Raw genomic sequence first — 26272 nt, forward strand, 5'->3', positions numbered from 1 at the left:
TCCTCAGATAAAGGCGGAGCCGCCGTTGATGGTTAGGTTCTGACCGGTCACAAAACTGGAGTCGTCGCTGGCCAGAAAAACCGCCGCACGAGCAATCTCAGTCGGCTGACCGAGGCGACCCAGGGGAATGGCAGCGATCATTGACTGCATCCACTCATCCGGAATGCCGGCCATCATCGGCGTGTCGGTGGGGCCAGGCACGATGGTGTTGACGCGGATTTTCTGCGGCGCGAGTTCACGGGCCAGGCTGCGAGTGAGGCCCATCACGCCGGCCTTGGAAGCGATGTAATGGCTGGGGCCTTCACCGGTCACGGCGCCAGTGCTTGAGAAGTTGATAATGCTGCCGGCAACGCCGCCGTTGACCATCAGGCGTGCCCCCTCGCGGGCGCACAGGAAGCTGCCCTTGAGGTTGACGCCAACCACCCGATCCCAATGCTCGACCGGAGTATCGAGGAAGCTGTCAACCGAGCCGGTGCCAGCGTTATTGACCAGAATATCGAGGCGCCCGGCCTCGTCGCTGATGCGCTGCATGGCAGCCTGCACCGAGGCTTCATCCATTACGTTGCAGACCACCGCGCGGGCCTTGTTACCCAGGTCTGCCACGCTATCGGCAATGGCTTGCTCATTGATGTCGGCGGCGTAAACGATGGCGCCTTCGGAAACAAATTCGCGCACAATGGCGGCGCCCATGCCCTGGGCGGCGCCGGTCACGAAGGCAATTTTGCTATTCAGTTTCATGGCTGCTCCTTGAGGTCGGCGGTGGCCTGACCGTTCGTGGTTGCAGCTATGATTCATGCGCCAACAAGCACCAACATCGTCCGATAAGACTAAGCAAATCGGCCCATTTGCGGCGCTCTTTGCGCACTGGTCTGAACGGACGATGAAGACCGGTCGCAACACGCAGATGATCCTATGCAAAGCTCAGCCGGGATCATGTTTGCGCTACCGGCAGCACAACAAAAACAACCGGAGTCATGCTTGTGAACGCACCCGCCAGCACCGCTGTGCCTATCCCCCAGAAAGTTACCTGGCGCACTCACTACGCGCTGTTCATGCTCGCGATCATCTACATCTTCAACTACATCGACCGGCTGGTTGTTTCTATCCTTATTGAGCCGATTAAGCTGGAGTTTGGGGTATCCGACACCCTGATCGGGCTACTATCGGGCGTCGCTTTTGCGCTGTTCTATACCGTGTTCGGCCTGCCGGTCAGCCGCCTGGCTGACCGCATCGGGCGCAAACCGGTAGTCGCCATTGCCTGTATTGCCTGGAGCATCATGACCATGCTGTGCGGCCTGGCTTCCAGCTTTGCTTTGCTCTTGCTGTGTCGCATTGGGGTCGCTGTTGGCGAAGCCGGTGGCTCAGCTCCTTCCGTCGCCATGGTGTCGGATCTGTACCCGCCCAAACAGCGCTCACGCGCCTTGGCAGTGCTGCTGATGGGGCCGGCCTTCGGCGCGGTGGTCGGGCTGGGTGTAGGCGGCTGGGTGGCAGAGACCTGGGGCTGGCGCTGGGCGTTTATCGTCACCGGCGCCCCGGGTGTTGTTTTGGGTTTGTTGCTGGCGCTGACGGTGCGCGAGCCTGCCAAACAGCAGCCCGCCCAGGCGGCACAAAGTAATGAGAGCTTCCTGAGTACCATGGCGAGCCTGATCAAAACCCCGTCCTACCTGCTCATCGTGCTAGGAGGCAGCCTGGCAGCCATCGCCGGCTACGCCATTGCCACTTGGAATCCGAGCTTTCTGATTCGCTCCCATGACCTGACGCTGAAAGAAGCCGGCGTGTTGATGGGCGTAGGTGGCGGCCTGATGTCGGTATTGGGCACCCTCGCCTGCGGCTGGTTTACCGACCGCATGGTAGCCCGTTCGCCGGCTTGGCAGATTGGTGCAGCGCTGCTCGGCAGCCTGATTAGTATTCCCTTCTGCCTGGCCTTTTACTTGTGGCCAGCCGGCACCGCCTTCACTCTCGGTGAGCTAAACGTGCCGACCGCCGCGCTGTTTTACACCGGTTTCGCCTTCTTCGGCATGTGGTGGTCTGTGCCTTGCTTCGGCGCCATGAGCCACCTGTTTCCGGCCCACAAGTTAGCGCAGGGCACTGCGCTGTTTTTCATGGGCATAACCCTGTTTGGCGTTGGTCTGGGGCCGCTAGTCGTGGGTGTTCTCAGCGACGTCTTCAAGACCATGGCTGGCCAGGAAGCGCTGCGCTACTCGCTAACCAGCACCATGGGTCTACTGGTGATTTCCTGCATTTTTCTGGCGCTGGCCATTCCCCGCTATGCACGCCTGGTAAAACAAAACCAACAAAACGTCGGCTAAGTTGCCGGCCATAAAAGGAGTCAACCATGAACAATCCAACCCAAGATCTGCCTCTGCCAGTCGGCAAGTACGCGACGCTTGATTCAGGACTGACCCTGCATTATCTGGATATCGGTGAAGGACCGGTGGTGGTCTGGCTGCACGGCAGCGGCCCGGGTGCCAGCGGTTTCAGCAACTTCAAAGGCAATTACCCCCTATTCGAGCAAGCCGGTTACCGAAATATCGTTCTGGATCTGCCTGGTTTCGGCCGCTCCGACAAACCCGATGACGTCAACTACGACCTCGATTTCTTTGTCGGCAACCTCAAGAGCCTGCTCGACCAGCTGGATATTGAGCGCTGCACCCTCCTCGGTAACTCACTCGGCGGCGCAATCGCGTTGGGCTTTGTACTGGCCAACCCCGAGCGGATCGACAAGCTGATCCTGATGGCGCCGGGCGGTGTGGAAGAGCGCGAAACCTACTTCCAGATGGAAGGTATCGTGCGCATGGTTGAAACCTACGGCCAAGGCCCGATGGGGCTTGAGCAAATGCGTAAGATAATGACCCTGCAACTGTTTGACAGCAGCCAGCTGCAGGAGAGCCTGTTGGCAGAGCGCGTGGCCGTAGCCGTCACCCAGCCTGCCAACCTGTTCTCGACCATGATGGTGCCCAACATGACTGAACGCCTAGGCGAGATCAGCGCGCCCATCCTCGGTTTCTGGGGCACCAACGATCTGTTTAACCCCCCGGCTGGCGCCTTCAAGATCCTGCACAACGCGCCCAACGCACGCTTTACCCTGCTCAACCGCTGCGGCCACTGGGTGCAGGTGGAACATCAGGAACTGTTCAACCGTCAGTGTCTGGAGTTTCTTGCCGCCTGACGTTTTCCACTAGATCGCGCGCGTATTTCTCACCGCGCGCGGTGTCGAGATTAGCCATGTCCTATAAAAATATTCTGGCTCCGGGGCGCATTGGCGCAATGGAGCTACGCAACCGCATCATCATGGCGCCTATGGGTTCCAACTTCGCCGAAAGCGATGGCAGTTGCGGTGAGCGTATACAAGCCTATTACGAGGCGCGTGCCGCCGGCGGCGCCGGGCTGCTGATCATGGGCGTGTGCGCCGTCGCCTTTCCTGCTGGCACCGCCGAGCCTTATCAGGTCGGCGTGTCCGATGACCGCTTCATCCCAGGCCTCAGCCAACTGGCCGCGCGGGTACACAAGCATGGCGCCAAGATTGCCATGCAACTTCAGCACGCCGGCAAAACCGCCACCCGTGACTTGGCTGAAGGACGAGATTTGTGGGTACCGTCAATGCCACCGCCGCTGAAGACCGACATGATGGCGGCACTGACGCCCGAAGAACTCGGCAGTTTTATCAGTAGCGCCAGAGGCCGTGGTCGGCCAACCATCCGAGTGATGGATCAGGCTGACATCGCGCAGATGGTCGAGTGGTTTGCCAGCGCCGCCGAGCGTGCCAAACGTGCCGGCTTTGACGGCGTAGAGATTCACGCCGCGCATAGCTATATCATCGCCGGCTTCCTCTCTGCGCACTACAACCAGCGCGAGGATGACTATGGTGGCAGCCTGGAAAACCGTGCGCGGCTTATGTTGGAAATTCTGCGCGAGGTGCGCGCCCGCACGGGGTCCAGTTTCGGTGTTTGGCTACGGCTGGACGCCGAGGAGCTGCATACCGAAGGCGGAATCACGCTTAACGAATGCAAGGCCTTTGCGCGAATGGCTGAAACGGCTGGCGCCGATGCCGTTTCGATCTCGGCCTACGCCGCTATCAAGTCTGGAGTAGCCTTCACCGAGGCGCCCCTGGTGCAACAGCCGGCCGGCTTCCTGCACTGGGCCGACGAGGTCAAACAGCAGTTGAACATTCCGGTGATCGCGGTCGGACGGCTGGAACCGGAGGTCGCAGACAAGGCCATTGCCGAGGGCAAGTGCGACTTTGTCGCCATGGCTCGCAAGATGCTTGCCGACCCAGAGCTGCCAAACAAACTGATGCGAAACGATGCTGCCGCCATTCGTCCCTGTATCTATTGCTATGTTTGCGTCAGCCAGATTTTTGTCAATGAACGGGTCAAATGCGCGGTCAATCCATTTACCGGGCATGAATACCAGAAAGTGATCCTTCCCGCCGAAACCTGCCGTCATCTGGTCGTGGTCGGCGGCGGCCCAGCCGGCCTTGAAGCCGCGCGTCTAGGCGCACTGCGCGGTATGCGCGTGACCCTGATCGAGCGCAGTAACCGCCTGGGCGGCACCTTATTCTTCGCCGCGCTGGCTTACCCTGAAAACGGTAAGTTGCTGGACAACCTGATTCACCAGGTTGGTCAGCTGGCCATCGACGTGCGTCTGAACACCGAGGCTACGCCACAGCTGCTGCGTGAGCTGGAAGCTGACCAGGTGCTGGTCGCCAGCGGCGCCCTGCGCGCGGCACCGGCAATCCCCGGTGTTGATGCCAAGCACGTATGGAGCGGCGATGAACTGCGCCGCCTGATGACTGGTGACCGCGCCGACGAGATTGCCCGCAATAAGCTCTCATTGACCCAGCGCGCAATGATGAAAGCCGGCAGCCTGACCGGCGCTACCAACAGCACCGACGCTCTTAAGCAGCTCTCTAAATTGTGGATGCCGCTAGGCAAACACGTCGTGATTATCGGTGGCGGTTTGGTTGGCTTGGAGCTAGCTGAGTTTCTGGTTGAGCGTGGCCGCCGTGTCAGCGTACTGGAGCCTAGCCAGAGTCTTGGTCGTGAGTTGTCCATTGTGCGCCGCTGGCGAGTACTGGACGCCCTTCAGCGCCATGACGTACCGCTGCTCACCCAGTGTCAGGTTCAGGCCATCGATAAGCAGAAGGTGCATTACCTTAACGCCGAGGGCGAGTCGTGCAGCCTGGCAGCGGACTCAGTAGTGCTGGCGGTTGGTGCAGGTCCGGACGCGCGGTTGGCCAACAGCCTAGCAGAGAGCGGAATTACCGTGCAGCGGATCGGCGACTGCGGTGATCTGGGTTATATCGAGGGAGCTATTCGCTCCGCGACCGACGCAGTGTTGGCGCTATAAGAACTAGTCCCAATGGAGGATTTCAAAATACGACTGAACAGTCACACTTGTTCCATGGCTGATGCCATGCCTCCGTTAGTGGCTGTAGCTGCGCGACCAGCTTAACGACCACGCACAGCGTGAAAGCGCTGTTTTCACCGACACGGGATTCTCCCCCGTGTCGGTTTTTTTATGTCTGCCAGCTATGGCAATAAAAACCCGCCGGGCGGCGGGTGTAGTCGTGGGTTTGGCAGCGCTACTGTGGCGGATCCGGAGCCCAGGACACGCCATTGATATGCGCACCGCCATCGACAAACAGCGTATTGCCTGTGACATAGCGGCTGGCGTCACTGGCCAGAAACACCGCCACCGGGCCAATATCCTGCAGCGGATCGCCAATGCGTCCCATAGGGTTGGCAGCGGCCATGGCGCGGGCATTGCCCGGGTTGGCCTCGGCAAAACGTTGATAAGCTGCGCTGGCAGCACCCGGACAAATGACATTGCAGCAGATCTGGTCTGGCGCCCACTCCCGCGCCGCAGTGCGCGTGAGCGTACGCAGCCCTTCCTTGGCGGCGTTGTAGTCGCCGCTATACAGATGCGCGTTGACACCATTAAGCGAGCAGAGGTTGATCACTCGCCCGCCTCCCTGCTGGCGAAACAGCGGCAACGCCGCCTGCATAGCCCAGAAGGCGGCCATCACCGCCATCTCAAAACCGCCGCGCAGCTGCGCTTCGCTCAGCTGCTCCAGGCGAGTCAGGCGACCCGCCTTCCAGGCGTTATTGACTAGCGCATCAAGTCGGCCAAAGCGCTCCTTGGTTTTGCTGACCATGGCACGCACTTGCTCGCGGTCGGTAACATCCACCTGCTGCGTGGCGACGCGCTGCGGATATCGACTAGCCAAGGTTGCCTGCGCATCAGCCAGTGCGGCGGTGTTTATGTCCGTCAACATGACGCTGGCACCAGCCTCCAGCATGGCTTCGGAGATACCACGACCGATGCCCATAGCGGCGCCAGTGACCAGCGCCACCCTCCCGTCAAGCTGACCCATGCTAGACTCCCAGCGCCAGCTTAATTTGCGGCTTCTGGAGTTTGCCGGTGGCGTTGCGCGCCAGTGGCTCCGGACTGAACCATATCTGTTCCGGCACCTTGTACGCTGCCAACTGTTCCGCCATGAACCCGCGCAACTGCTCGGAATCAAGCGCCTCACGGCAGTAGACCGCCAACCCCACAGTCTCACCAAAGCGCGCATCAGGGCAGGCAAAGGCGGCTGCCTCAACGACGGCCGGGTGACTGGCAGCGACCTGCTCTACCTCCAGTGCCGAGATATTTTCGCCGCCGCGGATGATGATGTCTTTGATTCGGTCGGTGATGCTGATCATGCCGTACTGGTCCAGCCGCCCCACGTCACCGCTGAACAGCCAGCCGTCCAGCAGACTCTCGCGGGTATCCAGAGGGCGGTTCCAGTATCCTCGCATTAGCGCTGGTGAGCGCAGCCAGATCGGTCCCTGTTCACCCGCGGCAGCCGGCTGGTCCGGACGCTCGCCGACCACCATATCTACAATTGGCAGCGGCCACCCGGCACTGGCGGGGAACAGCACGAACTGATCGCCAGCATGTGCGGCACCTATGCCATTACCCTCAGTCATACCGTAGCCCGTGCCGGCCATGGCGTGCGGTTTGATAGTTAAAATGCGATCAAGCAAGGCGCTGGAGGCAGCACCGCCACCAAGCCCCAGAGAGAACAGGCTGGCTGTGGCGGAAGAATCAAACCCCGGATGTGCCAGCAGCTCCTGCATCATGACCGGCGCACCGCTGAATTGTGTACACCCTTCTTGCTCAATCAGACGTAGCGCCTGCTCTACGTCCCACTTGTACATGATCACCATGCGCCGACCATTGCGCAGCATGCTGAGAAACTGCGCGTGCAAGCCGCTGACATGAAACAAGGGGAAGCATAGTAGCGCGGTCGGCTGAAGCCCCGAACTCAGGATTGGCTTGATTCGGTCCGGCGAGGTCATGGCAGCCATGGCGCCCTGGTAATCCAAAGCAAACAGCGCCTGCCCGAGCGCGCGATGGGTTGACACCACGCCCTTGGCCCGACTGGTGGTGCCGGAAGTGTAGAGGATAAGTGCATCGTCGTCTGGCGCAGGCTGATGCAGTTGCATCGGTGCGTACTGTTGCGCCATAACATCCGTCCACTGCATAGCCTCTGGCTCGTCGCCCTGGCTGTCCACCAGCAGCACTTTGGTATCAACGGGCAGTCCGCCGTTCACCTGCTGCCAACGCTGCAGATCACAGACAAGCATGACAGCGCCGCAATCCTTTACACCGTACAGCAGCTCCTCGCGCAGGCCCCAACTATTGAGCGGCACAGGAATCAGGCCAGCCTGTACGGCGGCTACGAAGGTGATCATCCATTCCGGTCGATTGCGCATGGCGATGGCCACCCGCTCGCCAGGTTGCAGCTTCAGTTCGTGTTGAAAAACGGCGGTCAGTTGATCTGCAGCGGCAAAAAAGCTGTCAAAACTGTAACGCTGCTCCTGCCACAACAGAAACGGCGCAGCGCCGTGCTGTCGTCCGGCCTGGATCGCCTCGACCAGATTCGCCGGTGCGTTGCGAAAAGACTTTACCCCCTTGGCGTCGATGTCGATGGCAAAGGGTGATTGGTCGTGCAGCAGTTGGCCGATACTGGCCCGCGCACGTTCAACGAAGGCGTGTTGGGTGCTCATGGGAAGGTTCCGTGTGGAGGGTTGAAGCAGCCGCAGGGCAGCTCGCCCCGCTCGCGGACAGCACCGGGGTGGCGCTATCGGCGCGCACCGCCAGGGCATAGAACAGACAGCCCAACAGGGCCAGCAGGCGCAGCGAACCGCGCATAGGCATGCTTGTTGTCATTGTTGTATCCATTGTGTGCGGCGGCAGCCCGCGCTGCCGCGCTCGGCCAGACAGCGTCAGCGCGCCAGACGCTGTGCTGCGTAGCGGGCCGCCATAAGGTCACTGCGGCCCAATTGCGCCTGCGCCACGCGCACGCGCTTCAAGTACAGGCCGATATCCAGCTCATCGGTCACGCCGATGCCACCGTGCATCTGCACCGCTTCATTGCTGATCAGTTGCGCCGCCTGGTTGGCCTTCCACTTGGCCAGGGCCACCAGCCGACGGCGCTCGGCAATATCACCCTGCTCACGATCCAGCGCTTCAAAGGCGGCCATCACTGCATTGCGTGCCAACTGCTGCTGCACGTACAAGCGAGCGGCGCGGTGCTGCAGAGCCTGAAAGCTGCCGATCGGCGCATCAAACTGCACGCGGGTCTTGAGGTATTCCACAGTGGTGTCCAGCAGCCGGTCGCAGATGCCCAGCAGCTCCGCCGCTAGGCAGGCGCGGCCTCGATCCAGCGCACGCTCTAGCGCAGCTTCAGTGTCGCCGCTGTTTAGCAGCGCCTCAGCCGGCAACTCAACCTGTTGCAGACTCAGCGCCGCCATATTGCGTGCGTCGATCATGCGTCGCGGCGCTACACTCACGCCGGCTGTGCCTGCCGGTACAACAAACACGCCACGCAGCCCATCGGGCAGGCGGGCGACGACCAGCCAGCCGTCGGCCTCAACGCCGTCGGCTACCCAGCACTTACTACCGTCGAGCCGGTAGCCATCACCCTCGGCCACTGCCTGCAGCGTGCACTTATCGGGCTGGTGGCGGTCGTGCTCGTCCAGCGCCAGGGCATAGCGCTGCGCGCCGCTGATCAGCTGCGGCAATAGCGCCTGCTGCTGCTCGGCACTTGCCAGCTGCTCAATCAGGCTGCCACACAACACCACACTGGAGAGCAACGGCGCGGCACTCAGGTGCTGCCCAATCTGCTCGAAAATCGGCGCATAACCGGCAAAGCCAAAATCCAGACCACCCTGCTCTTCGGCAAAGGCCACCGCGCTCCAGCCCAGTTCGACCATGCCTTGCCACACGCCGCTATCAAAACCTTGAGCAACGCCTTGATCGCGCAGTGCACGTTGCGCACTTACCGGTGAACGGGCGGCCAGATAATCCCGCGCGCTGTCGAGCAGTTGCTGTTGATCTTCGTTGTAAATCAGACTCATGGCCCGCTCCTTATTTTGCGTCCGGCAGGCCAAGCACACGCTTGGCGATCACGTTCAACTGCACCTCGGATGAGCCACCGGCAATGGTCTGCGCAAAGCTCATCAGCCATGAGTTGGTCAGCTCCAGGTCACGTGCGGCGAAGCCGTCTCCGTCCCAACCCAGCGCAGCATTGCCCAGTAGCTCCAGCAGCAACTCAAACTTGTCACGCTCCTGCTCGGTGTGTACCAGCTTGGAGATGGCCATCAGCCCTGACACATCCTGGCGCGCACTTACGGCATCAACCATGCGGCGGTTACCCAGGCTGTAACACTCCTCGTCCATCAGGCAGCGGATAGCACGTTGCTGCAGCGCCAGCTCGGCGGCACCTTCGGGCGAAGGCAGGCAGCGTGTCAGGTATTCGTCCAGATCAAAGTGGGTCGGCAGCGCCGATTCACTGAATCGCGACATCGCCCGCCGCTCGTGCTGCAACAGCGCCTTCCCTAGCTTCCAGCCGTCGTTGACTTCACCAATCAGTTGATCTGCGGGCACTCGCACGTTGTCGAAGAACACCTGACAAAAGGACGATTTGCCGCTGATCAGGTCAATGGGGCTGACGCTTACGCCCGGTGAATGCATGTCCAGCACGATCAGGCTGATGCCCTGCTGTTTTGGCACCATAGGGCCGGTGCGCACCAGGGCGTACATCCAGTCAGACTTGTTGCCGTAGGAAGTCCAGATCTTGGTACCGTTGATAACGTAGTGGTCGCCATCCAGCACTGCGCTGGTACGCAGGCTGGCAAGGTCGGAGCCAGCGTTGGGCTCGGAGAAGCCCTGGCACCAGCGCACTTCGCCCCGGGCCATCGGTGGCAGAAAACGTTGCTTCTGCTCTTCACTGGCATACTCCAGCAGCACCGGGCCGAGCATCCAGATGCCCAAGTTGATCTGCGGTGGCCGGCAATGCAGGCGGCGCATCTCCTGATCCAAAATAGCCTGGCGACGCACGTCTAACCCGGCGCCACCATACTCGGTCGGCCAGTCCGGGCAGAACCAGCCCTTTTCGCGCATGCGTTCAAACCACAGGCGCTGGTCCTCGCTGTTGAATTGCACAGTACTGCCGCCCCAGACCATTTCGTCGGAGGGCATGGGAGTGCGCATTGACGCGGGGCAATTGGCTTCCAGCCAGGCCCGGGTCTCGGCGCGAAAGGCGTCCAGTTCGTTCATGCTGTACCTGCTTACAATGACTGCTGGGCCTGGGCCCGCGGAATAAAGACAGCCTCGACTCTACTGAGCCTGCCGCCAGGGTGGCGTCGTCCAGACGGACGACCTGAGCAACAATCAGTGGTTCTGCGTCGCCGCGCTGCGTCCGGCCTGCCGCCCGAAGAAGGTGGAATCACCCAGTGATAAGCCAGAGGCGTAGCCCTCACCCCAGCGCGGCAATCCGCAGGCTGTGCGGCCTGCGGCGAACAGCCCGGCAATGGGGTTACCGTCGCCGTCCAGCACCTCGCCACCTGGGCGGGTAGATAGCCCGCCCAGGGTGAAGGCATGACCTTGAAAGTCTCCCTTGCAGTAACTCAAGGCCGCAAAAGGTGGCTCGCTGAAGGGGCGCAGCCACTCAGTGCTCTTGTGGAAGTACGGGTCCTGCCCCTCAGCAGCGTGACGATTGAACTCGGCCACCGTCTGCACCAGGGCTCCGGTCGGCAGGCCGAGCTGCGCTTCCACCTCCTCCCAGCTTTCACCGACGGCGGCAATCTCGATATCTTCCTGAATAATTGGTCGGCCGAAGATCGCGTTATCCACCAGCAACCAGGCGCGCCCTTCAGGTTGGCGAAGTACGTGGTGCGCGACCCGGCCGTGATAGCAGTCTTCGTTGATAAAGCGCTGGCCACGGCCATTGACGAAAATACCCTTGACCAGCGATGCCGGCGGAAAGAACGGCAGCGTGGCAAAGTGCTCCTGCATGTTTAGGGTGGCTGCACCGACGCTCATGCCCATGCGAATGCCCGAGCCGTCGTCATTGCCACCGGTTACCGGCAGCTCACAGTCCAGCGCCGTTGGTACAAAGCGACGGACCATCTCGGTGTTGCAGATAAAACCACCGGCGCAGAGAATCACGCCCTGCGCGGCGTGCAGATAACGAATCTCCCCATCTTGGCGCGCCACCACACCCACTACCCGCTGAGCATCATCGCGGATCAGACAGAGCGCGCGGCTGTTGCAGTGCACCTGGGCGCCCAGTGCGCGAGCGCGCTCGCAAAGCACCTGCATTAGCACTTTGCCGCCGCCCCAACCAGTAAATTGCACCGTGTGCCCGCGGGGTGCCGGCTCGGCCGCGGCGCTGAACGGCCAGGCCTGCTCGTTGCCAGACCACAGCAAGGTGTCATCAGTTGGCGGTTCAATCCACTTGCCCGGCAGATAGCTGCCCTTAAACGGCACGCCCTGCTCGCGCAGCCAATTAAAGTGCTGCAGCGCGCCCTCGGCGTAGCAGTCCACCCGCTCGGCATCAGCCGCCGGGCCGCCAGAGAGCATCAGGTACTTACGCAGCGCCTCGGTGCTGTCGGTAAAACCATGCTCGCGCTGGACGTCAGTGCCGCCGTTACCACCGACGTACACCTCGCCGCCTGATAGCGCGGCGCTGCCGCCGCCGTCACCGGACACCTCCAGCACTGCCACTTCAGCACCGGCCTGACGCGCCTCAATCGCCGCGCAAGCACCAGCTGCACCAAAGCCCACGATCAGGACCTCGGTTTGCAGATCCCACTGCGGCACCTGATCAAGGTCGATGGCTCGGCCTGGGGAAAAGGGTGTTTGTGTGTTCACTAAGCATCGTCCCTGTTGATCAGCCAGCGGCAGGCAGGCTGTTGAGTATTGGGTCACCTGGCAGGCCCAGCACGCAGCTGGTACCGCCCTCGGTGTACATCATGGCTACGCAGCGATTGCAGGCGGTGCAGCCGGACTGGCGTGCCACGCCTTGGCCCAGGGCATTCACCCAGTTCGGGTCATGAATCAGCACACGGCCGAGCGCCAAGGCCTCAAAGCCTTCGTCTACCAGCTCCACCACACCCTCGGCACTGGTCAACCCACCCAGGTAGGCCAGCGGTACATCCACCGCGGCGCGAATTTGCCGCGCGTACTTGAGCAGATACAGAGGCTTGAACTCACGTGGCTTCTCAGCCAGCTGTTGCAGGTACATCGCAAACTTCATCACCGGATTGGTCACCACCGCGCGGTTTTCCGGCGGAAAGGAGGAACCGAACATGGTGGTGATGGACTCCGCATTCAGACCGGCGCTGAGCACCAGCAGATGGGCGCCCTCCTCGGCCAGCGCCCGGGCAATCTGCACACCCTCGTCAATGTGATTGCCGCCGCGCGCGCCCTCCACCATGCTGAACTTGCAGATCACCGCCAGCTCGTTGCCAACCGCATCCAGCACTGCACGCAGCACCTGGCGCGGAAAGCGCAAGCGGTTCTCCAGACTTCCGCCGTAGGCATCCTTGCGCTGGTTGTACCGCGGCGACAGAAACTGGCTGAGCAGGTAGCCGTGGCCCATGTGGATCTCCACCGCATCAAACCCCGCTTCCTGTGCCAATCGTGCGCCACGGGCAAAATCGACGGCGATGCGCTGCATATCCGCCTCGCTCATTTGCTTCTTGAAGAACATTCCGCTCATCAAGCCGATCTTGTTGAAACCGCCACTGGCCGACAGCGGACGCCCCTGCCCTGGCGCACGAGTAAAGACAAAGCAGCCACCATGGGTAATCTGCGCCGACGCCTTGCCACCGGCTGCATGCACCGCATCGGTCAACGCGCGCAGGTGTGGCAAGGTTTGGCGATTGAGCTGAATCTGATTGGGCAAGGTGCAGCCGTCATCGCTGACAGCGCAGTAGGCAACGGTGGTCAGGGCCGCGCCGCCGGCGGCAACACCCGCGTGAAACTGCACCAGTTGCTGTGAAGGAATCCCGTTGGGCGACATGCCCTCGTTGGTGGCCGCTTTGATAAAGCGGTTCTTCAGCTGTATCGGGCCAACACGAAGCGGCTGATAGGCTGCGGCCAGCGGCGAATTCATCTCAGTGCTCATCAGGCTCTCCCAAGGTGCGACCGGTCACCACTGAATGCAGGCGGCACACCGACTCGACGATCTGCCAGCCCTCATCCCCCTTGCGGTAGCGGTCCAGATAGACGCCGCCCAGCTGCCGAGTGAGGCCGCTGTCAGCATCCAGGTTGAAATAGAAAATCGCCCAGCGCGCGCTAGCCTCGCCGCCCGAATGCAGGGTGATTTCAGGGTTGGCGGCGTGGTGCAGGTCAATCACCTGCGGCTGGCAGGCCATCTGTTGATACAGCGCGACAAAAGCATCTCGCTCGGTGAAGGTGCCAATCGGCCCAAAATCGATCCAGATAGCCCCACTGGCGAAACAGCTGCGGATGCGCTCAACGTCTTTGCTGTCACAGGCATTGAGGTAACGGTGTTTGAGTTCGCGGATGGCCTCGCGGTCTTCCAGCGCCTGCAGGCGCGCCTCAAGGGTGGCCATGACTCAACCCACCCGCGCCGGATGCACCGCAGGCGGCGCGCCAAGCTGCTGACGTAGCGACGCCGGTTGATGTCCATTCACATCCGTCAGGCCATAGGCCGCGGCCTGCTCAGCGACGATCAGCGTTTGCCCGCTCAGATGCGTTAGCGCAGGGTCCTGCCATAGCGAGTGAATGACCCGCCCGGTGAATTGCGGCGTTTCGGCCCGCGCCAGAAAGGCCGCGTAATCCACGCCCTCAGCACTGCCGGCCAGCGCACTGCGCTCAGTCTTTTGCAAGCCCAGCCAGAGCGACACCGTCGATACCGATGTGCCTTCCATGTCGACCGCCATATCGGCCGCCATCTTGTCGCACCCCGCTTTCTGAGCACCGTAGGCGGGGCCGTGCATGTAACAGTTGGCGCCAAAGCTGGAGATAAAAACGACGAGTGCCTGCGGGCTTTTGAGCAGCAGCGGCATAGCCAGATGGGTAGCCACATAGGCAGAGCGCAAGCCAACATCCAACATCTGCGACATCGCCAGCGGCTTCTGCCAGAACGGACCAGAGTCGGTCAGCATCGACGGCAGGCAAGTAGCGTTGTTGACCAACACATCCAGCCGGCCCTGCTCGCGCTCAATCCGCGCCATCAGCGCCCGTACCTGCTCATCGTCAGCGTGGTCACACTGCACCGCCACTGCCAGGCCACCCGCCGCCTCGATCGCCAGCGCGGCAGTCTGCAGATTACCGCCCAGACGCTGCCCTTTGACCTCGTCAACACCGCTACCGCTCAGCGTGCGAGCGCTCAGGTAAACCGTCATCCCGGCGGCGCCAAGCGCCTCGGCAATGCCAGCACCAACACCGCGACTCGCACCGGTAACCAGTGCCACGCCCTGTGAAATGTGTTTTTGCATCAGGCCTGCTTCCTCGTTTTCACAACGATTGTGGAAACAGCCCCGTGCCGAAACATCGTCTGAGCGGACGATATTCCCCGCTCGTCGCCGCACGCCAAACCTAACCCATTTGGACGAGGCAGACGCTGTTCAACACGGCAGAATGCAGCCATCGATACCAGACCAACGGCTCACACAATCTCAATAAGAGGGCCCAACATGAAGACATCACGTATTCATCTGTGGATCTGCGCAGGCGCAGCTGCGCTGTTGCTGCTGCTCATGACTGCGGCACTCAACTCCCCACTGGCACAGCACGATCAGCCGCGTTGCACAGCCAACCCAACCCTATGCGCCAATGGGCCAATGCCTGTCGCCAAGCTGCTGCCCTAGCGGGCGGCGAGCCGTGCGCCTCGTCCTGCCTGGGGTATCTGCTTGCCAAGGTGCACCTGTTTGTTCGCTATCGGCTTCTTTGCAGGCCTGCAATCGCCGTTCGCCTAATATCCGGACGTTCGTGCGCAGCAATCTCTGGCACCTTTACAGCGGGCTTCCGCCGAGTCCGGAATTACCGCGGAGTTGCGCGTCCCAGCCCGCCAGGGTTGTATTGTCGTGTAAGGGCTGGGGCAGGCCTTACGCCTGAGGGGCGAGGCACCATGAGATTGAAGGCACGCATGGCTGCGGTCGGCCAGAAGCAGCCGATGACGACAGATAAAAATTGCCCAGAAGCGGCCCCTAAAGGGTGTCTATGAATCTAGAGAGGTTCAGCCTCTACCGCATGGTTTACAGAAGAGCCTATCGGCAACATCTTGGAAGTATGCAGCCACAAGCTGCCCTGCTCGGTCGGTGTTGATGGCTAAGTCGGGACAAAGCTCTGGAATGCTGCCGGGCGGGCGCAGGCTTCCTACCAGCGCCCGCCCGGCGACATGTTACATCTGGCTTTTAGTTACTCCAGTACAGTTGTGGGTAGACAGAACAGTTTGCTTGAATCGCTGCAAACTACTGCGACCACTTGGTGAAATAGAAACGGTAATGGGCCGCCTGAGAGAGGGGTGAGTCAACTTGCCGTGCTTGCCGCCACGTTGATAACCCCATCCGTGTCGGACTAGGCTGCGTATGACTAGGTCGAAGTCTTTATCTGAGCAGTACTTCCTCATGATGCCTCCCCCGCTGCGGTAACGTAGCGAGAGCTAAAGCCGACTGGGCTGAAGCGCATTTCCGAGAAGGCTGCGGCGGCGCCGATAGACAATATCGATTGGCTGTAGAGGTAGCCTCCTACCCCTGCTGGCTGGTTTTGGAAGAAACGGCCATATGGGTCGACCATAAGGTACGACTCACACATGTCGCTATTGTCCTCGACGCACTGGATTGACTGGAAAGCGCTATGTCTTTCCACAAAGGCCGCAAAGGCCTCATCGGTGACGGCCAGGGTGTCATCAACTACTGGCAGCATCCGCAGTACCTTCCAGCGCTCTGGGCGAACTCGCGTGATTAATCCGCTCAAGTCTTCATCGACATTTAAGGCGTTGACGACGGTATTAAGCTTGATCTTGAGTGCGGGGTTAATTTGACGAGCAAAGTCCAGGTTCGCGGTCAGCTCATTTAGACTCAGCTGTCGCCCACTTCTTTCTACCCGCCCTATTGCAAGGTTGGTTTCAGAATGCGCGGAGTCCAGACTGATACCCAGGCAGGTTAGTTGCGGTGCAAGCTGCTTTATAACGTCAGATGCCAACTTTGACGCATTGCTGATCAGTGAAACCTCAAACCCTATTTGCCTGGCTGCGCGGGTGATGTCCAGCAGGCGCTCTCCGAGTATCGACGGCTCTCCGCCGGCCAGGTTCAGGCGCAGGGTGCGCCATGAGAGCGCATCACACAGAGGATTGCTGGTGTTTGTTGGCTGAAAATACCGGAACAACTCCGTCAGCAACTGCTGGCTGCGCTCGAGCTCCTGAAATAGCTCGCGAGGGCAGGGGTGTTCTGTCCATTTCGCGTAACAGTATTGGCAGCGGTAATTGCATGCCTCCGTCACGTGCCAGTTGATGGTTAGAGCGTCAACGTGGGCGGGAGCTGCTTTTACAGGGCAAATGGGGAAAATCAAATTATCTTTGGACATGCGTCAACTCCTTGGCGACCGCTGTCGTGCGGTCAGTAAAAGGTTCTGCATGGCGGACGCAAGACGTCAGAGTTGGAGCATCAGGCTCCTGTACGCCGTGTTTTTTGATGAAACGTCGGTTACGGATTGCGCATCATATTGCGCCGTGTCTTGAGGGCTCCCTCGCGATTGATAGAAAGATTGAGCGCGCGCCGCTGGCTCATGAGTAGCCACCATTCAGCGGCGATCAACCCGCGCTTGTAGTCCTGAACGCTTTTTTTACTGTTGGTTTCCCGGCGCACGGCGCGATAAGCCTCTTTCGCGACATCGCGGACGCTCTCATCAGGATCGAACTGCCGGGTAAAAAAGAGGGTTTTGTGTGCCTTCCCGTTGGGGTCAAGGCCGATTTCCAACAGCGCCTTCAAATACCCTTGGCGCCAGATAGCCGATTGCTCTGTCACTTGGTTATTGGCGTACCGTTCATCGTTGGGCTTTTTTTCGCCTTTGCGCAGGCGCAGGCGGCTAAGGCAATACTCGATCAGATCAAGGGCGAATGCGTGGTAGAACTCCAGCTCAGCTTTTTCGTACTCCTGCTGGCCAATGCAAGTTCCGTTAAGCTTTTTCGCCCACAAGTCCCTAACTTGCTCACTCAGTGGGCTGTACCAACTGACAGCCTTGTCGCTGTAAAGGGAGCTGAAGCGGGAGAGTGATTCGTCGGCGAACGGTACGCTCGACGAGCGCATGAGGATCAGGCGATGTCGAAGTGCCTTCTGCGGGTCTAGGTGCGATAGCCTGCTCAACAGCGTATCTAGTTGGTTGTTCAGATCAGGCTCTGCCGCATTCGACAGTCGGCTGCGCAGCAGTCCGATGCTCTTGTCAATGTGAGGCAGCACGGCCTCGTCACTCAGTCTGCCAATAGCAGCAACAGTCCATCGCGGGGTTAGATCCAGTGGAAATTCGGGGTCGTGAATCAACTTTTCGAGCAGGCTGTCCCACCAAGAGTGAAGGTCTCGAGATATTGGCTTACTAAGCAGGCAGCCTAGTCTGCGGGATAAGACGGTCAATGCATCTGCCATGTCTAGGTCATGAATCTTATCTTCAAACTTGGTTTGCCATGTGGCGGCATAGTCCGACGCCCACCATTTTCTGCTGCTGTAATCAACTAGTGTTGGGAGCCGGTCCTGTTTGCTTTTTAGTGTTGCTGTTACATCGCTCTGGACTGAATGCTGAATCCAGGCCTCGATTTTCTCGGGAGTAAGCCGCGAGAGTATGCTGCATAGAGCTTTTTCCTCGGCAGCAGCCCATGCCTGCGGATCTGGATTTTGATGGGTGCGAGCCCGGACACATTCATCAAGCGGTAAAGCCCAGTCAGTAACCTGTCCTTCATGTGCATTGGTGAGATCCATGTGGATCGCCAGCGCTTCCTTTAACCGCAGCTCCAAGTCGTCGAGCCAATTTATGGCAGAGTCGCACAGGGCCTTTACATCGCTGTCACCTGAGCGTGGCGCCTCTAGCTCAGACCGTAGAGCCCCCCACTCGGTATATAACTTTTCAAAAACGCCTTCGTATGGGCTACGCAGTCTGCCGGCAGCAGCGTCGGATTCGACCCAAGCCTCCAGAAACCTGACCCTTTGAAGCCACTGGTGTGCTGCAAGTGTCGGCGGGCCTGAATGCTGCTGTATTTCAGCAACTGAAATCAAATCTATGGCGCTGGGGTTGAAAATCGAGGCCGACTCGGTCTGGCCTCCCCGCGCATGCTGCGGCAGCGCGGGGAAGCACCGCCACAGCACCTGCTCCCTTTCCTGCGCTCCTTCTGCAATAAGCTGTGGATCATCAAATACAGCACGGTGGAAGCAGTAGTCATTACCGTACAGTGCTTGGATAAACCACTCGTAGGGCGAGTAGTACGGGTTTGTAGGTTTGAGTCTCTTGTACAATGTGTAAGGAGACTCTTGGAACAGGGTTTGAGCTAACTCTTTGGCAAACGTGAGTACGTTGGAATTTTGTTCGTTATCAATCACTTGATTCGCAGCGAAATAAAGCCACCGATCTAATTGGTCTGACAGTGAACGAGAGGAAAGCAACGCTGCAGCTTGGTCCTGTGGCGAAGCTTGCCCCCTAGCACGAGCCAATGCTTCTTCCAATTGGTCAACAAAGGGGAATATGTAACGCCAATTGGCAGCGAAGTGCTCAATCAGCAGCGCGCGTAAGGGCCCTCTGATTTCATGCTCATCGAGTGCTTGGATAAAGCGCTCGGTTAGATCTGATTTTTCATCAAGCTGGAGATTGCCGAATTCGGCATCAATTCTGCACATGGTTTTCTCCCAATATCAGGATTAGGTTTCATGGGGCACACACCAGATTGGATTCTGGCCTGCAGCTGAAACCTCCCGTGCAGCAGAGGGGAGCGGATGGGTGATTAGCCCGTGAGCATCAAGCTCGGTAGCCGACTGCAGTAGCGCGTCCAGCAAAAATAGATGGGCTCGTATCTTTAGTCAAGCATTGATCCAAAGGACGCCAGCTCGCATTACTGGCTACAGCCCTAACTATTTTCTCCTGACCGGCAGCCGGCAAGCCACGTAAAGGATATGCCGCCCATTGTTTTGAACATCGACTGACGGCTACGTATTAGCGCTATGTGAATAGACTTGGCTTATGTAGACAGCTAATGACCGCTTCTGGCCCAGAGTGTGTAAAAACGCTGTCTCAAACCCTTGCTATGATTTCTCGGGATTTCATCGCAAAGATCGTCCATGAAGCGCTTCATTCAAGGTGAGCATCGAGGCCAAAGCACCTTACTGCCCGAGAGCCTCGACGACTACGTCGGCGATACCAATCCGGTGCGAGTGGTCGATGTCTTTGTCGACGAATTGGACCTGGTGAAACTGGGTTTTGAAAGTGCCATCCCCGCTGATACTGGTCGGCCTGCTTATCACCCCTCGATTCTGCTGAAGATCTACATCTACGGTTACCTCAACCGGATTCAATCCAGCCGGCGTCTTGAGCGGGAAGCACAGCGCAACGTGGAGTTGATGTGGCTGACCGGACGTTTGATGCCTGATTTCAAGACTATCGCTAATTTTCGAAAGGATAACGGTAAGGCTATCCGTGGAGTCTGCCGTCAGTTCGTTCTGCTGTGCCAGCAATTGGGATTGTTTGGCGAGAGTCTGATCGCCATCGATGGCAGCAAATTCAAGGCGGTCAACAACCGAGATCGCAATTTCACCAGCGCCAAGTTGAAGCGCCGGATGGAGGAGATAGAAGCGAGTATTAGCCGGTACCTGTCTTCGCTCGATGCTGCCGATCAACAGGACCGTCCTACCTCTGACGCCAATGTCGTGCGCCTGGAAGAAAGAACCGCCAAGTTGAAGGTGCAAATGAAGGAGCTTCAGTCAATCGAAGCTCAGCTCAATGAATCACCGGACAAACAGGTATCACTGACCGATCCAGACGCTCGTTCCATGATGACCCGCGGCACCGGAATCGTTGGCTACAACGTGCAGACAGCCGTCGATACCAAGCACCATTTAATTGTCGCTCATCAGGTGACCAACGTCGGATCCGACCGCGACCAGCTCAGCCCTATGGCCAAGCAAGCCCGCGAGGCGATGGGGACAGAAAAGCTGTCGGTGGTAGCTGACCGTGGGTACTTCAAGAGCGAGGAAATCCTGGCTTGTCACGACGCAGGCATCATCGCCTATGTACCCAAGCCAATGACCTCCGCAGCAAAAGTCGATGGGCGATTCAACAACGACGCATTTATCTATGACGCGGCGGCAAACGCATACACCTGTCCGGCTGGCGAGACTTTGATTTGGCGTTTCTCCAGCGTTGAGAAAGGCATGAAATTGCATCGGTACTGGAGCTATAAATGCCAAAGTTGCGCATTGAAGTTGCAATGCACGCCGAGCAAGCAGCGCCGAGTTCGGCGTTGGGAGCACGAAGCAGTGCTGGAAGAAATGCAGCTCCGACTCAGCAGTGCACCCGAGATGATGCGGATTCGAAAAAGGACCGTTGAGCATCCCTTCGGAACGATTAAGCAATGGATGGGGGCGACGCACTTCCTGACCCGAAAGCTCAACGGGGTGAGTGCTGAAATGAGCCTGAATGTGATCGCCTACAACCTGAAACGGGTGATAAAAATAATAGGCACCGTCAGCTTGCTAGAGGCCCTGACAGCGTAAAAGGCCGTGCTTCACTCGCCTATGCTGCCTCTGAGTGGGCTCCAGAGCGTTGCAGGACTGTCTCATGCGCTATTCGCAGCAGTCATAAGCTTGATCAGGTTCTAAGCCCGAGAAAAGTCCGTTATAGACGCTGACGGAAATTCGTGCTGGCGTTTTTACACGCCCTGGGCCGACAGCGGCCACTCAGAGCCGAAGATGGTAGCAGTATCATCTCTGCGGAGCGGACTCCACAGAGAAAATAGCCTCTGGCAACGCCCCAACAACAGGCCAGTGCGGCCTGCCGTTGAGGTCAGTGCGCTCAACGCGAGCGCGGCATGCCCTGGCCGAACTGGGCGATCAGCTCACGTTGGATTTCGTTGGTGCCGCCGCCAAAGGTCAGGGTGACGCAGGCGCGTACTTCATACTCCAGCTCCCCCAATAGAAAGGCGGCGGCACTGCCGTCGCGAATCAGGCCGTTGGCGCCGACCACTTCTGTCAGCTTGCGTAGGATTTCGACCACCGATTCCGAGCCGAACACCTTGGTAGATGACGCCAGGGCGACATCCATGCGGCCGGCCTCTAGATCAGCGGCGATACGGAAGTTGATCAGGCGCATGGCTTCCAGCCGCGCGTAGCACTCAGCCAGCAGGGTGCGCACCCAGGGCTGATCGGTGGCACGGCGCCCCTGCTCGTCTTCGGCTTTGGCCCACAGGTAGACCTTGCGAAACAGCCCAACTACTTTGTCTGACCATGAGCCAAGGCCCAGTCGTTCGTGGTTCAGCTGCGCGGTAACCAGTTGCCAGCCCTTGTGCAGTTCGCCTACCAGACGGTTTTTCGGTACCACTACGTTGTCGTAGTAGGTGGCGGCAGTCGGGTTGCTGCAGGTGGGGATAAGCGTGTGAGAAAAGCCCTCACTGCGGCAGTCGACAATCAGGATGGAGATACCCTTATGACGAGGCTCTTCAGGGTTGGTGCGGGCGGCCAGCCAGATGTAGTCGGCCGAGTGTGCACCGGAGGTCCATAGCTTGTTGCCGTTGACCACAAAGTGATCGTCTTCGACGCGGGCACTGGTTTTCAGCGTGGCCAGGTCGGAGCCGGCACCCGGCTCGGAGTAGCCGATGGCAAAATGGGTTTCGCCCGCGGCAATGCCGGGCAAGAAGGTCTCTTTCTGCTCATCGGTACCGTAACTCATGAGCGCAGGGCCAACGGTACTGATGGTCACAAAGGGCAGCGGCGCGCCGGCGATATTGGCTTCTTCGAAAAAGATCAGTTGTTCGGTCGGACCGTAGCCCTGCCCCCCAAACGCCTTTGGCCAGCCGACCGCCAGCCAGCCGTCCTTGCCCATCTGGCGTACCAGGCGGTGCGAGGTATCAGTGCCCTCTTCGCCGCGCAGTTCGGCGCGCAGCTCGTCGGTCATCAACTGTTTGAAGTAGTCGCGCACTTCCTGGCGCAGCGTGCGCTGCGCCGGTGTCAAATCCACGTACATGCTGCTCTCCTCAGGCCACGCCCAGAATCAGGCCGCTGGTGGGCACGCCAGTGCCGGCGGTGACCAGCACGTTTTCCACGTTCTCGACCTGGTTGACCGCGCTGCCGCGCACCTGCCGCACACCCTCGGCCACGCCGTTCATGCCGTGGATGTACGCCTCGCCCAATTGCCCGCCGTGGGTGTTGATCGGCAGACGACCGCCGCGTGCGTGGTGGCCAGCACGAATGAAGTCCTTGGCTTCGCCGCGGTCAGCAAACCCGAAGGACTCCAGCTGCGGCAGCACAAAGGGTGTGAAGTGGTCGTAAATTACGGCGGTCTGAATGGCGTCCGGGCCAATACCGGCCTGACGGTAGATCTCACGAGCGACCACATCCATCTCAGGCAGACCGGTGATGTCCTCGCGGTAGAACGAGGTCATGCTCTGCTGGCCATCAGCGATACCCTGAGACGCGCCTTTGATAATGACCGGCTTCTGGGCCAGATCGCGGGCACGCTCCACCGAGGTGATAACCATGGCCACCGCGCCATCGGACTCCTGGCAGCAGTCGAGCAGATGCAGCGGTTCGCAGATCCAGCGCGAGGCCTGATGCTCTTCCAGGGTAATGGGCTTTTGGTAGAAAAAGGCCGCCGGGTTAGTGGCAGCAAAATCCCGCGCGGCAACCGCGACGCGGCCAAAGTCTTCGGAGGTGGCGCCGTAGGTGTGCATATAGCGGCGGGCGAACATGCCGACCCAGGCCGCCGGGGTATGAAAGCCGTGGGGCATGTACCAGCCGTAGTTGACGTTCTCAAAGATGGGCGTATTGCCAAAGCCATAGCTGCCATTGCCAAAGCGGTACCAGGAGCGCTCGTTCATGGCGCGGTAAACCACCACGGTCTTGGCAACACCGCTGGCGACTGCCATGGCCGCATGCATCAATGGGCCACAGGCGGCACCGCCACCGTGCGGCACCTGGGAGAAGAAGCGCACATCTTTGCAGCCCAACAGGCGGGCAATCTCGTATTCCGGCACCTTGTCGACGGAGTAGGAGCTGAAGCCATCGACCTCACTCGGATCAATGCCGGCATCAGCCAAAGCGGCCAAGGTGGCCTCCATCGCCAGACGCAACTCGGTGCGGCCGGAGTTCTTGGAAAATTCAGTCGCGCCAAGGCCAGCGATGGCCGCCTTGCCGCCCAGTGCATCAGTCATCGTGCGCCTCCTCAGGCCGGCAACTGCACGCTGACCTTGCCGGTTGCGTGGTTGCCCATGGAATTCTTGCCCTTGAGCGCGACTACCAGCGTGCGGCTGGCTTCATCGCGCTCGGTTACCTCACCAGTGAAGGTCATGGTGTCACCCGGATAGTTGGGCGCTCCCAGCTTGATCTGGATGTCGTGCAGAGTGGCTAACGGGCCACTCCACTGCTCCACAAACCGCTGTACCAGGGCGGTGGTGGTGAGGATGTTCATAAAGATGTGTGGCGAACCCAGCTCACGGGCGGCGTCGGCATCGTGGTGGCCAGGGAAGTAATCCCGGGTGGCGATGGCGCCGCCATTAATCAGGGTCACGGTGACCGGAATCGCCAGTTCGGGCAGTTGCTCGCCCACCTGGGTGTCAGCAAAGGCTCTGGTTTTCATCGAGGTCATATTTCCATCCAAGGGTATCGTTGTTAGCCAGCCAGTCGCCGAGGCGCTCCAGGGTGGCAGCACTGCCCCCAAGTACCAGGCTCAGGTAGCGGCTCCAATAAAGAAAACGGTGAATTGGGTAGGTCAGGTCCACGCCAATGCCGCCGTGCACGTGTTGCGCCTTGTGGCCGATCAGGTGTGCGGCCTCTGTGCACAAATAACGAGTAGCCAGCGCTTCGCTGTCACACGGCAGCCCGGTGTCCAACCGGTAGCACAACTGATAGAGCGCGCTGCGCAGGGCTTCCAGCGCCACATGGCAGTCGGCCACGGTCATCTGTACTGCCTGAAAGCTGCCAATCGGGCGATCGAACTGCACGCGCTCGCTAACATAGGCCACAGTGCGTTTGAGCTGCTCTTCACTGACGCCCAGCTGCAGCGAGGCAACAGCAGCGATAGCGCGCTGCTCCAGCCATCTAATAGCAGCCTGCGGCAACACTTGATCCGCGCGGATGCATACGCTGTGGCAGGCCAAATCGGCTACAGCCTGGCCGTGGTTGTACACGCCCTCGATCAGCTCAACGCCTTCGGCGCGCGGGTCGAGCAGAATCAGCTGTACGCCGTCATCCGTGTCAGCCAACACCAGCAGCTGGTCGGCCTGGGCACCAAGATCAACGGCGCTGAGGCGGCCGTTCAGCAGCAGACAGTCATTGCTTTGCTCCAGCTGCAGGCCAACGCCGTGGCTGGCGGCCAGACCATTGAGCGACAGGCTCAGCAACGCCTGACCGGCCGCGGCTTGGGCTACCAGCGGTTGCGTGTCGGCACCGCCAAAGCGGGCCAGACAGGCGGCCGCTAATTGGTGCTGCCACAGCGGCACTTGGCCAAGCCCGGCGCCTTGGGCGCGCAGCACGCAGAACAGGTCAGTCATGCCCATACCGCTGCCACCGGCCTGTTCGGGAATCGCCAGCGCATGCAGGCCGGTCTCGATACAGGTCTGCCACAGTGGTCGCATATAGGGGGCAGCGTCAAGGTCAAACTCGCGCAAGCGCTCGTCGGTGCAGTAGTCACGAAATACGCTGTCGGCCATCTCGGCGATGGCGCGCTGATCTTCACTCAGAGAAAAATCCATGCGCATCTCCTCAAGCCGCAACCAGACGGAATTGCGGCAGCGTCTGCTGGTCGTCAAAGCGGTGGAACTCCACCTGTACCCGCTGGCCAACCTGCAAACTGGCCGGGTCGACATCGATCAGGCCGGCGATCAGGCGTACGCCTTCGTCCAGCTCGATCAGGCCAATTGGATTGGGATAGTCAAAGGGCGGCACTTCGGGGTAGTGCATCACTACGAAGGAATACAGCTCACCTGTGCCAGCGGCTTCGATGCTGTCCCAGGCAAAACTGTGACATTTGCTGCATACCGGTGCCGGCGGATGGCGCAGGGTCTGGCAATCGCTGCAACGCTGGATCAGCAGTTTGCCGGCCTCACAGCCTTCCCAAAAGAAGCGGGTGTCGTCGCTAACGCCGGGTAGCGGGCGCTTGATCGCCTTGGCTTCGGCCGGCTTGTCAGCGGCTTTGGCCTCGGGACGCTGCGCGGGCTTGAACTTGAACACGCGGAACAGCTGGCGGCCAACCGGCTCGTCGCCGCCCGGCTGCTCAGAGAAGTAACTCATCAGCACGGTGACAAAAAAACCGGTGCCCAGCGGCGTGGTTTTTTCTTCCGAGACGCTGTCGACCTTGCTGGTGAAATACAGCCGCTCGCCGGCGATGATCGGGCGCTCAAAGTAGAGGTCGGAGTTGACTGCCACCACCGCCGGGTAGCCGTAAGGCTCGATAACCTTGAGCACCTCAAAGTTATTCTCGTCGGTTGAGCCCGGTGCGTAGTTCTCCAGGTCAAGGCCAGCCATGCACCAGACCTGCAGCATGCCCGGAGGCGCCACAACATCGGCATGTCCCTGAGCACGCGCAAAGTCGGCATTGGTGTATAGCGGGTTGTCGATTCCCATGATCTCGCACCAGTGGCGAATCATCGGGGCATTGACCCGGTCCCAGGCATAGACGCGACCGTATTCGCGTCCGACCATGGCCTGAACCTTGTCGAGTAATGCTTGATCAGCCAAGTTCGTCTCCTGATTGTTTTCCAAGACCCGCCGCAGGGCGT

General features: G+C 59.8%; 21 protein-coding genes. 5 read left to right on the forward strand and 16 right to left on the reverse strand.

All coding sequences use genetic code 11. The features are described 5' to 3' along the window. Positions 1 to 3: 3 nt before the first annotated feature. The gene (locus tag HV822_RS17845) at positions 4 to 738 is read right to left on the reverse strand and encodes an SDR family NAD(P)-dependent oxidoreductase (protein WP_238871602.1); all 735 of its coding nucleotides are present in this window, start codon (positions 736 to 738) and stop codon (positions 4 to 6) included. 314 nt (positions 739 to 1052) lie between these two features. On the opposite strand from HV822_RS17845, the gene HV822_RS17850 reads away from it, so the two are divergent. From HV822_RS17850 to HV822_RS17860, 3 genes are read left to right on the forward strand one after another with little or no spacing between them, the layout of a single operon-like run. Then, complete coding sequence (locus HV822_RS17850) at positions 1053 to 2309, forward strand: MFS transporter (protein ID WP_238873651.1); 1257 nt, start codon at positions 1053 to 1055, stop codon at positions 2307 to 2309. Between the two features lie 26 nt (positions 2310 to 2335). Next, positions 2336 to 3169, forward strand: coding sequence for an alpha/beta fold hydrolase (locus tag HV822_RS17855; protein WP_238871603.1), 834 nt, complete (start codon positions 2336 to 2338; stop codon positions 3167 to 3169). Positions 3170 to 3225: 56 nt separating this feature from the next. Next, positions 3226 to 5349 carry an NAD(P)/FAD-dependent oxidoreductase gene (locus HV822_RS17860; protein ID WP_238871604.1) on the forward strand — a complete coding sequence of 708 codons (2124 nt, stop codon included), beginning with the start codon at positions 3226 to 3228 and terminating at the stop codon, positions 5347 to 5349. Positions 5350 to 5584: 235 nt separating this feature from the next. On the opposite strand, the gene HV822_RS17865 is transcribed toward HV822_RS17860, so the two are convergent. The 8 genes from HV822_RS17865 to HV822_RS17900 form a co-directional block, all read right to left on the reverse strand. After that, on the reverse strand, positions 5585 to 6376 hold the full coding sequence (locus tag HV822_RS17865; RefSeq protein WP_238871605.1) for an SDR family NAD(P)-dependent oxidoreductase: 792 nt from the start codon (positions 6374 to 6376) through the stop codon (positions 5585 to 5587). Position 6377: 1 nt separating this feature from the next. After that, on the reverse strand, positions 6378 to 8057 hold the full coding sequence (locus tag HV822_RS17870; protein ID WP_238871606.1) for a class I adenylate-forming enzyme family protein: 1680 nt from the start codon (positions 8055 to 8057) through the stop codon (positions 6378 to 6380). A 219-nt stretch (positions 8058 to 8276) separates the two neighbouring features. Next, complete coding sequence (locus HV822_RS17875) at positions 8277 to 9410, reverse strand: acyl-CoA dehydrogenase family protein (protein ID WP_238871607.1); 1134 nt, start codon at positions 9408 to 9410, stop codon at positions 8277 to 8279. 10 nt (positions 9411 to 9420) lie between these two features. Beyond that, positions 9421 to 10611 (reverse strand): acyl-CoA dehydrogenase family protein, encoded by a 1191-nt coding sequence (locus HV822_RS17880; protein WP_238871608.1) that lies wholly within the window; start codon positions 10609 to 10611, stop codon positions 9421 to 9423. 114 nt (positions 10612 to 10725) lie between these two features. Next, positions 10726 to 12207: an FAD-dependent oxidoreductase gene (locus HV822_RS17885; RefSeq protein WP_238871609.1), complete on the reverse strand. Its 1482-nt coding sequence runs from the start codon at positions 12205 to 12207 to the stop codon at positions 10726 to 10728. A gap of 19 nt (positions 12208 to 12226) precedes the next feature. Next, positions 12227 to 13465: an NADH:flavin oxidoreductase gene (locus HV822_RS17890; protein ID WP_238871610.1), complete on the reverse strand. Its 1239-nt coding sequence runs from the start codon at positions 13463 to 13465 to the stop codon at positions 12227 to 12229. Beyond that, positions 13455 to 13916 (reverse strand): nuclear transport factor 2 family protein, encoded by a 462-nt coding sequence (locus HV822_RS17895; RefSeq protein WP_238871611.1) that lies wholly within the window; start codon positions 13914 to 13916, stop codon positions 13455 to 13457. Before HV822_RS17895 ends, HV822_RS17890 begins: the two co-directional genes overlap by 11 nt. 3 nt (positions 13917 to 13919) lie before the next feature. Then, on the reverse strand, positions 13920 to 14804 hold the full coding sequence (locus HV822_RS17900; protein WP_238871612.1) for an SDR family NAD(P)-dependent oxidoreductase: 885 nt from the start codon (positions 14802 to 14804) through the stop codon (positions 13920 to 13922). Positions 14805 to 15002: 198 nt separating this feature from the next. Here HV822_RS17900 and HV822_RS17905 point away from each other — a divergent pair, with 198 nt between their 5' ends. After that, on the forward strand, positions 15003 to 15176 hold the full coding sequence (locus tag HV822_RS17905; RefSeq protein WP_238871613.1) for a hypothetical protein: 174 nt from the start codon (positions 15003 to 15005) through the stop codon (positions 15174 to 15176). 757 nt (positions 15177 to 15933) lie between these two features. Here the strand turns inward: HV822_RS17905 and HV822_RS17910 are convergent. Together HV822_RS17910 and HV822_RS17915 are read right to left on the reverse strand one after the other, a co-directional pair. Beyond that, positions 15934 to 16893 (reverse strand): viperin family antiviral radical SAM protein, encoded by a 960-nt coding sequence (locus HV822_RS17910; RefSeq protein WP_238871614.1) that lies wholly within the window; start codon positions 16891 to 16893, stop codon positions 15934 to 15936. 119 nt (positions 16894 to 17012) lie between these two features. Next, the gene (locus HV822_RS17915; RefSeq protein ID WP_238871615.1) at positions 17013 to 19187 is read right to left on the reverse strand and encodes a hypothetical protein; all 2175 of its coding nucleotides are present in this window, start codon (positions 19185 to 19187) and stop codon (positions 17013 to 17015) included. Positions 19188 to 19625: 438 nt separating this feature from the next. On the opposite strand from HV822_RS17915, the gene HV822_RS17920 reads away from it, so the two are divergent. Then, positions 19626 to 21056 (forward strand): IS1182 family transposase, encoded by a 1431-nt coding sequence (locus HV822_RS17920; protein ID WP_238871616.1) that lies wholly within the window; start codon positions 19626 to 19628, stop codon positions 21054 to 21056. 298 nt (positions 21057 to 21354) lie between these two features. On the opposite strand, the gene HV822_RS17925 is transcribed toward HV822_RS17920, so the two are convergent. From HV822_RS17925 to HV822_RS17945, 5 genes are read right to left on the reverse strand one after another with little or no spacing between them, the layout of a single operon-like run. Continuing rightward, positions 21355 to 22521, reverse strand: a complete 1167-nt coding sequence (locus HV822_RS17925; RefSeq protein WP_238871617.1) for an acyl-CoA dehydrogenase family protein — start codon at positions 22519 to 22521, stop codon at positions 21355 to 21357. A 10-nt stretch (positions 22522 to 22531) separates the two neighbouring features. Continuing rightward, positions 22532 to 23707: a lipid-transfer protein gene (locus HV822_RS17930; RefSeq protein ID WP_238871618.1), complete on the reverse strand. Its 1176-nt coding sequence runs from the start codon at positions 23705 to 23707 to the stop codon at positions 22532 to 22534. A gap of 11 nt (positions 23708 to 23718) precedes the next feature. Then, positions 23719 to 24141 carry a MaoC family dehydratase gene (locus HV822_RS17935; RefSeq protein WP_238871619.1) on the reverse strand — a complete coding sequence of 141 codons (423 nt, stop codon included), beginning with the start codon at positions 24139 to 24141 and terminating at the stop codon, positions 23719 to 23721. Then, on the reverse strand, positions 24110 to 25246 hold the full coding sequence (locus HV822_RS17940; RefSeq protein WP_238871620.1) for an acyl-CoA dehydrogenase family protein: 1137 nt from the start codon (positions 25244 to 25246) through the stop codon (positions 24110 to 24112). The genes HV822_RS17935 and HV822_RS17940 overlap by 32 nt, the downstream gene beginning before the upstream one ends. 10 nt (positions 25247 to 25256) lie before the next feature. Beyond that, the gene (locus tag HV822_RS17945) at positions 25257 to 26231 is read right to left on the reverse strand and encodes a bifunctional MaoC family dehydratase N-terminal/OB-fold nucleic acid binding domain-containing protein (protein ID WP_238871621.1); all 975 of its coding nucleotides are present in this window, start codon (positions 26229 to 26231) and stop codon (positions 25257 to 25259) included. Between the last annotated feature and the right edge of the window lie 41 nt (positions 26232 to 26272).

Source organism: Halopseudomonas maritima (assembly GCF_021545785.1).
Classification (GTDB): domain Bacteria; phylum Pseudomonadota; class Gammaproteobacteria; order Pseudomonadales; family Pseudomonadaceae; genus Halopseudomonas; species Halopseudomonas maritima.

Excerpts from the sequence above, each read along its gene's own strand:
- HV822_RS17850 (WP_238873651.1), top strand. The coding sequence starts at position 1,053 with ATGCTCGCGATCATCTACATCTTCAACTACATCGACCGGCTGGTTGTT.
- HV822_RS17880 (WP_238871608.1), bottom strand. The coding sequence starts at position 10,611 with ATGAACGAACTGGACGCCTTTCGCGCCGAGACCCGGGCCTGGCTGGAA.
- HV822_RS17920 (WP_238871616.1), top strand. The coding sequence starts at position 19,626 with ATGAAGCGCTTCATTCAAGGTGAGCATCGAGGCCAAAGCACCTTACTG.
- HV822_RS17895 (WP_238871611.1), bottom strand. The coding sequence starts at position 13,916 with ATGGCCACCCTTGAGGCGCGCCTGCAGGCGCTGGAAGACCGCGAGGCC.
- HV822_RS17890 (WP_238871610.1), bottom strand. The coding sequence starts at position 13,465 with ATGAGCACTGAGATGAATTCGCCGCTGGCCGCAGCCTATCAGCCGCTT.
- HV822_RS17930 (WP_238871618.1), bottom strand. The coding sequence starts at position 23,707 with ATGACTGATGCACTGGGCGGCAAGGCGGCCATCGCTGGCCTTGGCGCG.
- HV822_RS17865 (WP_238871605.1), bottom strand. The coding sequence starts at position 6,376 with ATGGGTCAGCTTGACGGGAGGGTGGCGCTGGTCACTGGCGCCGCTATG.
- HV822_RS17845 (WP_238871602.1), bottom strand. The coding sequence starts at position 738 with ATGAAACTGAATAGCAAAATTGCCTTCGTGACCGGCGCCGCCCAGGGC.
- HV822_RS17855 (WP_238871603.1), top strand. The coding sequence starts at position 2,336 with ATGAACAATCCAACCCAAGATCTGCCTCTGCCAGTCGGCAAGTACGCG.
- HV822_RS17870 (WP_238871606.1), bottom strand. The coding sequence starts at position 8,057 with ATGAGCACCCAACACGCCTTCGTTGAACGTGCGCGGGCCAGTATCGGC.
- HV822_RS17915 (WP_238871615.1), bottom strand. The coding sequence starts at position 19,187 with ATGTGCAGAATTGATGCCGAATTCGGCAATCTCCAGCTTGATGAAAAA.
- HV822_RS17900 (WP_238871612.1), bottom strand. The coding sequence starts at position 14,804 with ATGCAAAAACACATTTCACAGGGCGTGGCACTGGTTACCGGTGCGAGT.
- HV822_RS17925 (WP_238871617.1), bottom strand. The coding sequence starts at position 22,521 with ATGTACGTGGATTTGACACCGGCGCAGCGCACGCTGCGCCAGGAAGTG.
- HV822_RS17935 (WP_238871619.1), bottom strand. The coding sequence starts at position 24,141 with ATGACCTCGATGAAAACCAGAGCCTTTGCTGACACCCAGGTGGGCGAG.
- HV822_RS17940 (WP_238871620.1), bottom strand. The coding sequence starts at position 25,246 with ATGGATTTTTCTCTGAGTGAAGATCAGCGCGCCATCGCCGAGATGGCC.
- HV822_RS17905 (WP_238871613.1), top strand. The coding sequence starts at position 15,003 with ATGAAGACATCACGTATTCATCTGTGGATCTGCGCAGGCGCAGCTGCG.
- HV822_RS17910 (WP_238871614.1), bottom strand. The coding sequence starts at position 16,893 with ATGTCCAAAGATAATTTGATTTTCCCCATTTGCCCTGTAAAAGCAGCT.
- HV822_RS17860 (WP_238871604.1), top strand. The coding sequence starts at position 3,226 with ATGTCCTATAAAAATATTCTGGCTCCGGGGCGCATTGGCGCAATGGAG.
- HV822_RS17875 (WP_238871607.1), bottom strand. The coding sequence starts at position 9,410 with ATGAGTCTGATTTACAACGAAGATCAACAGCAACTGCTCGACAGCGCG.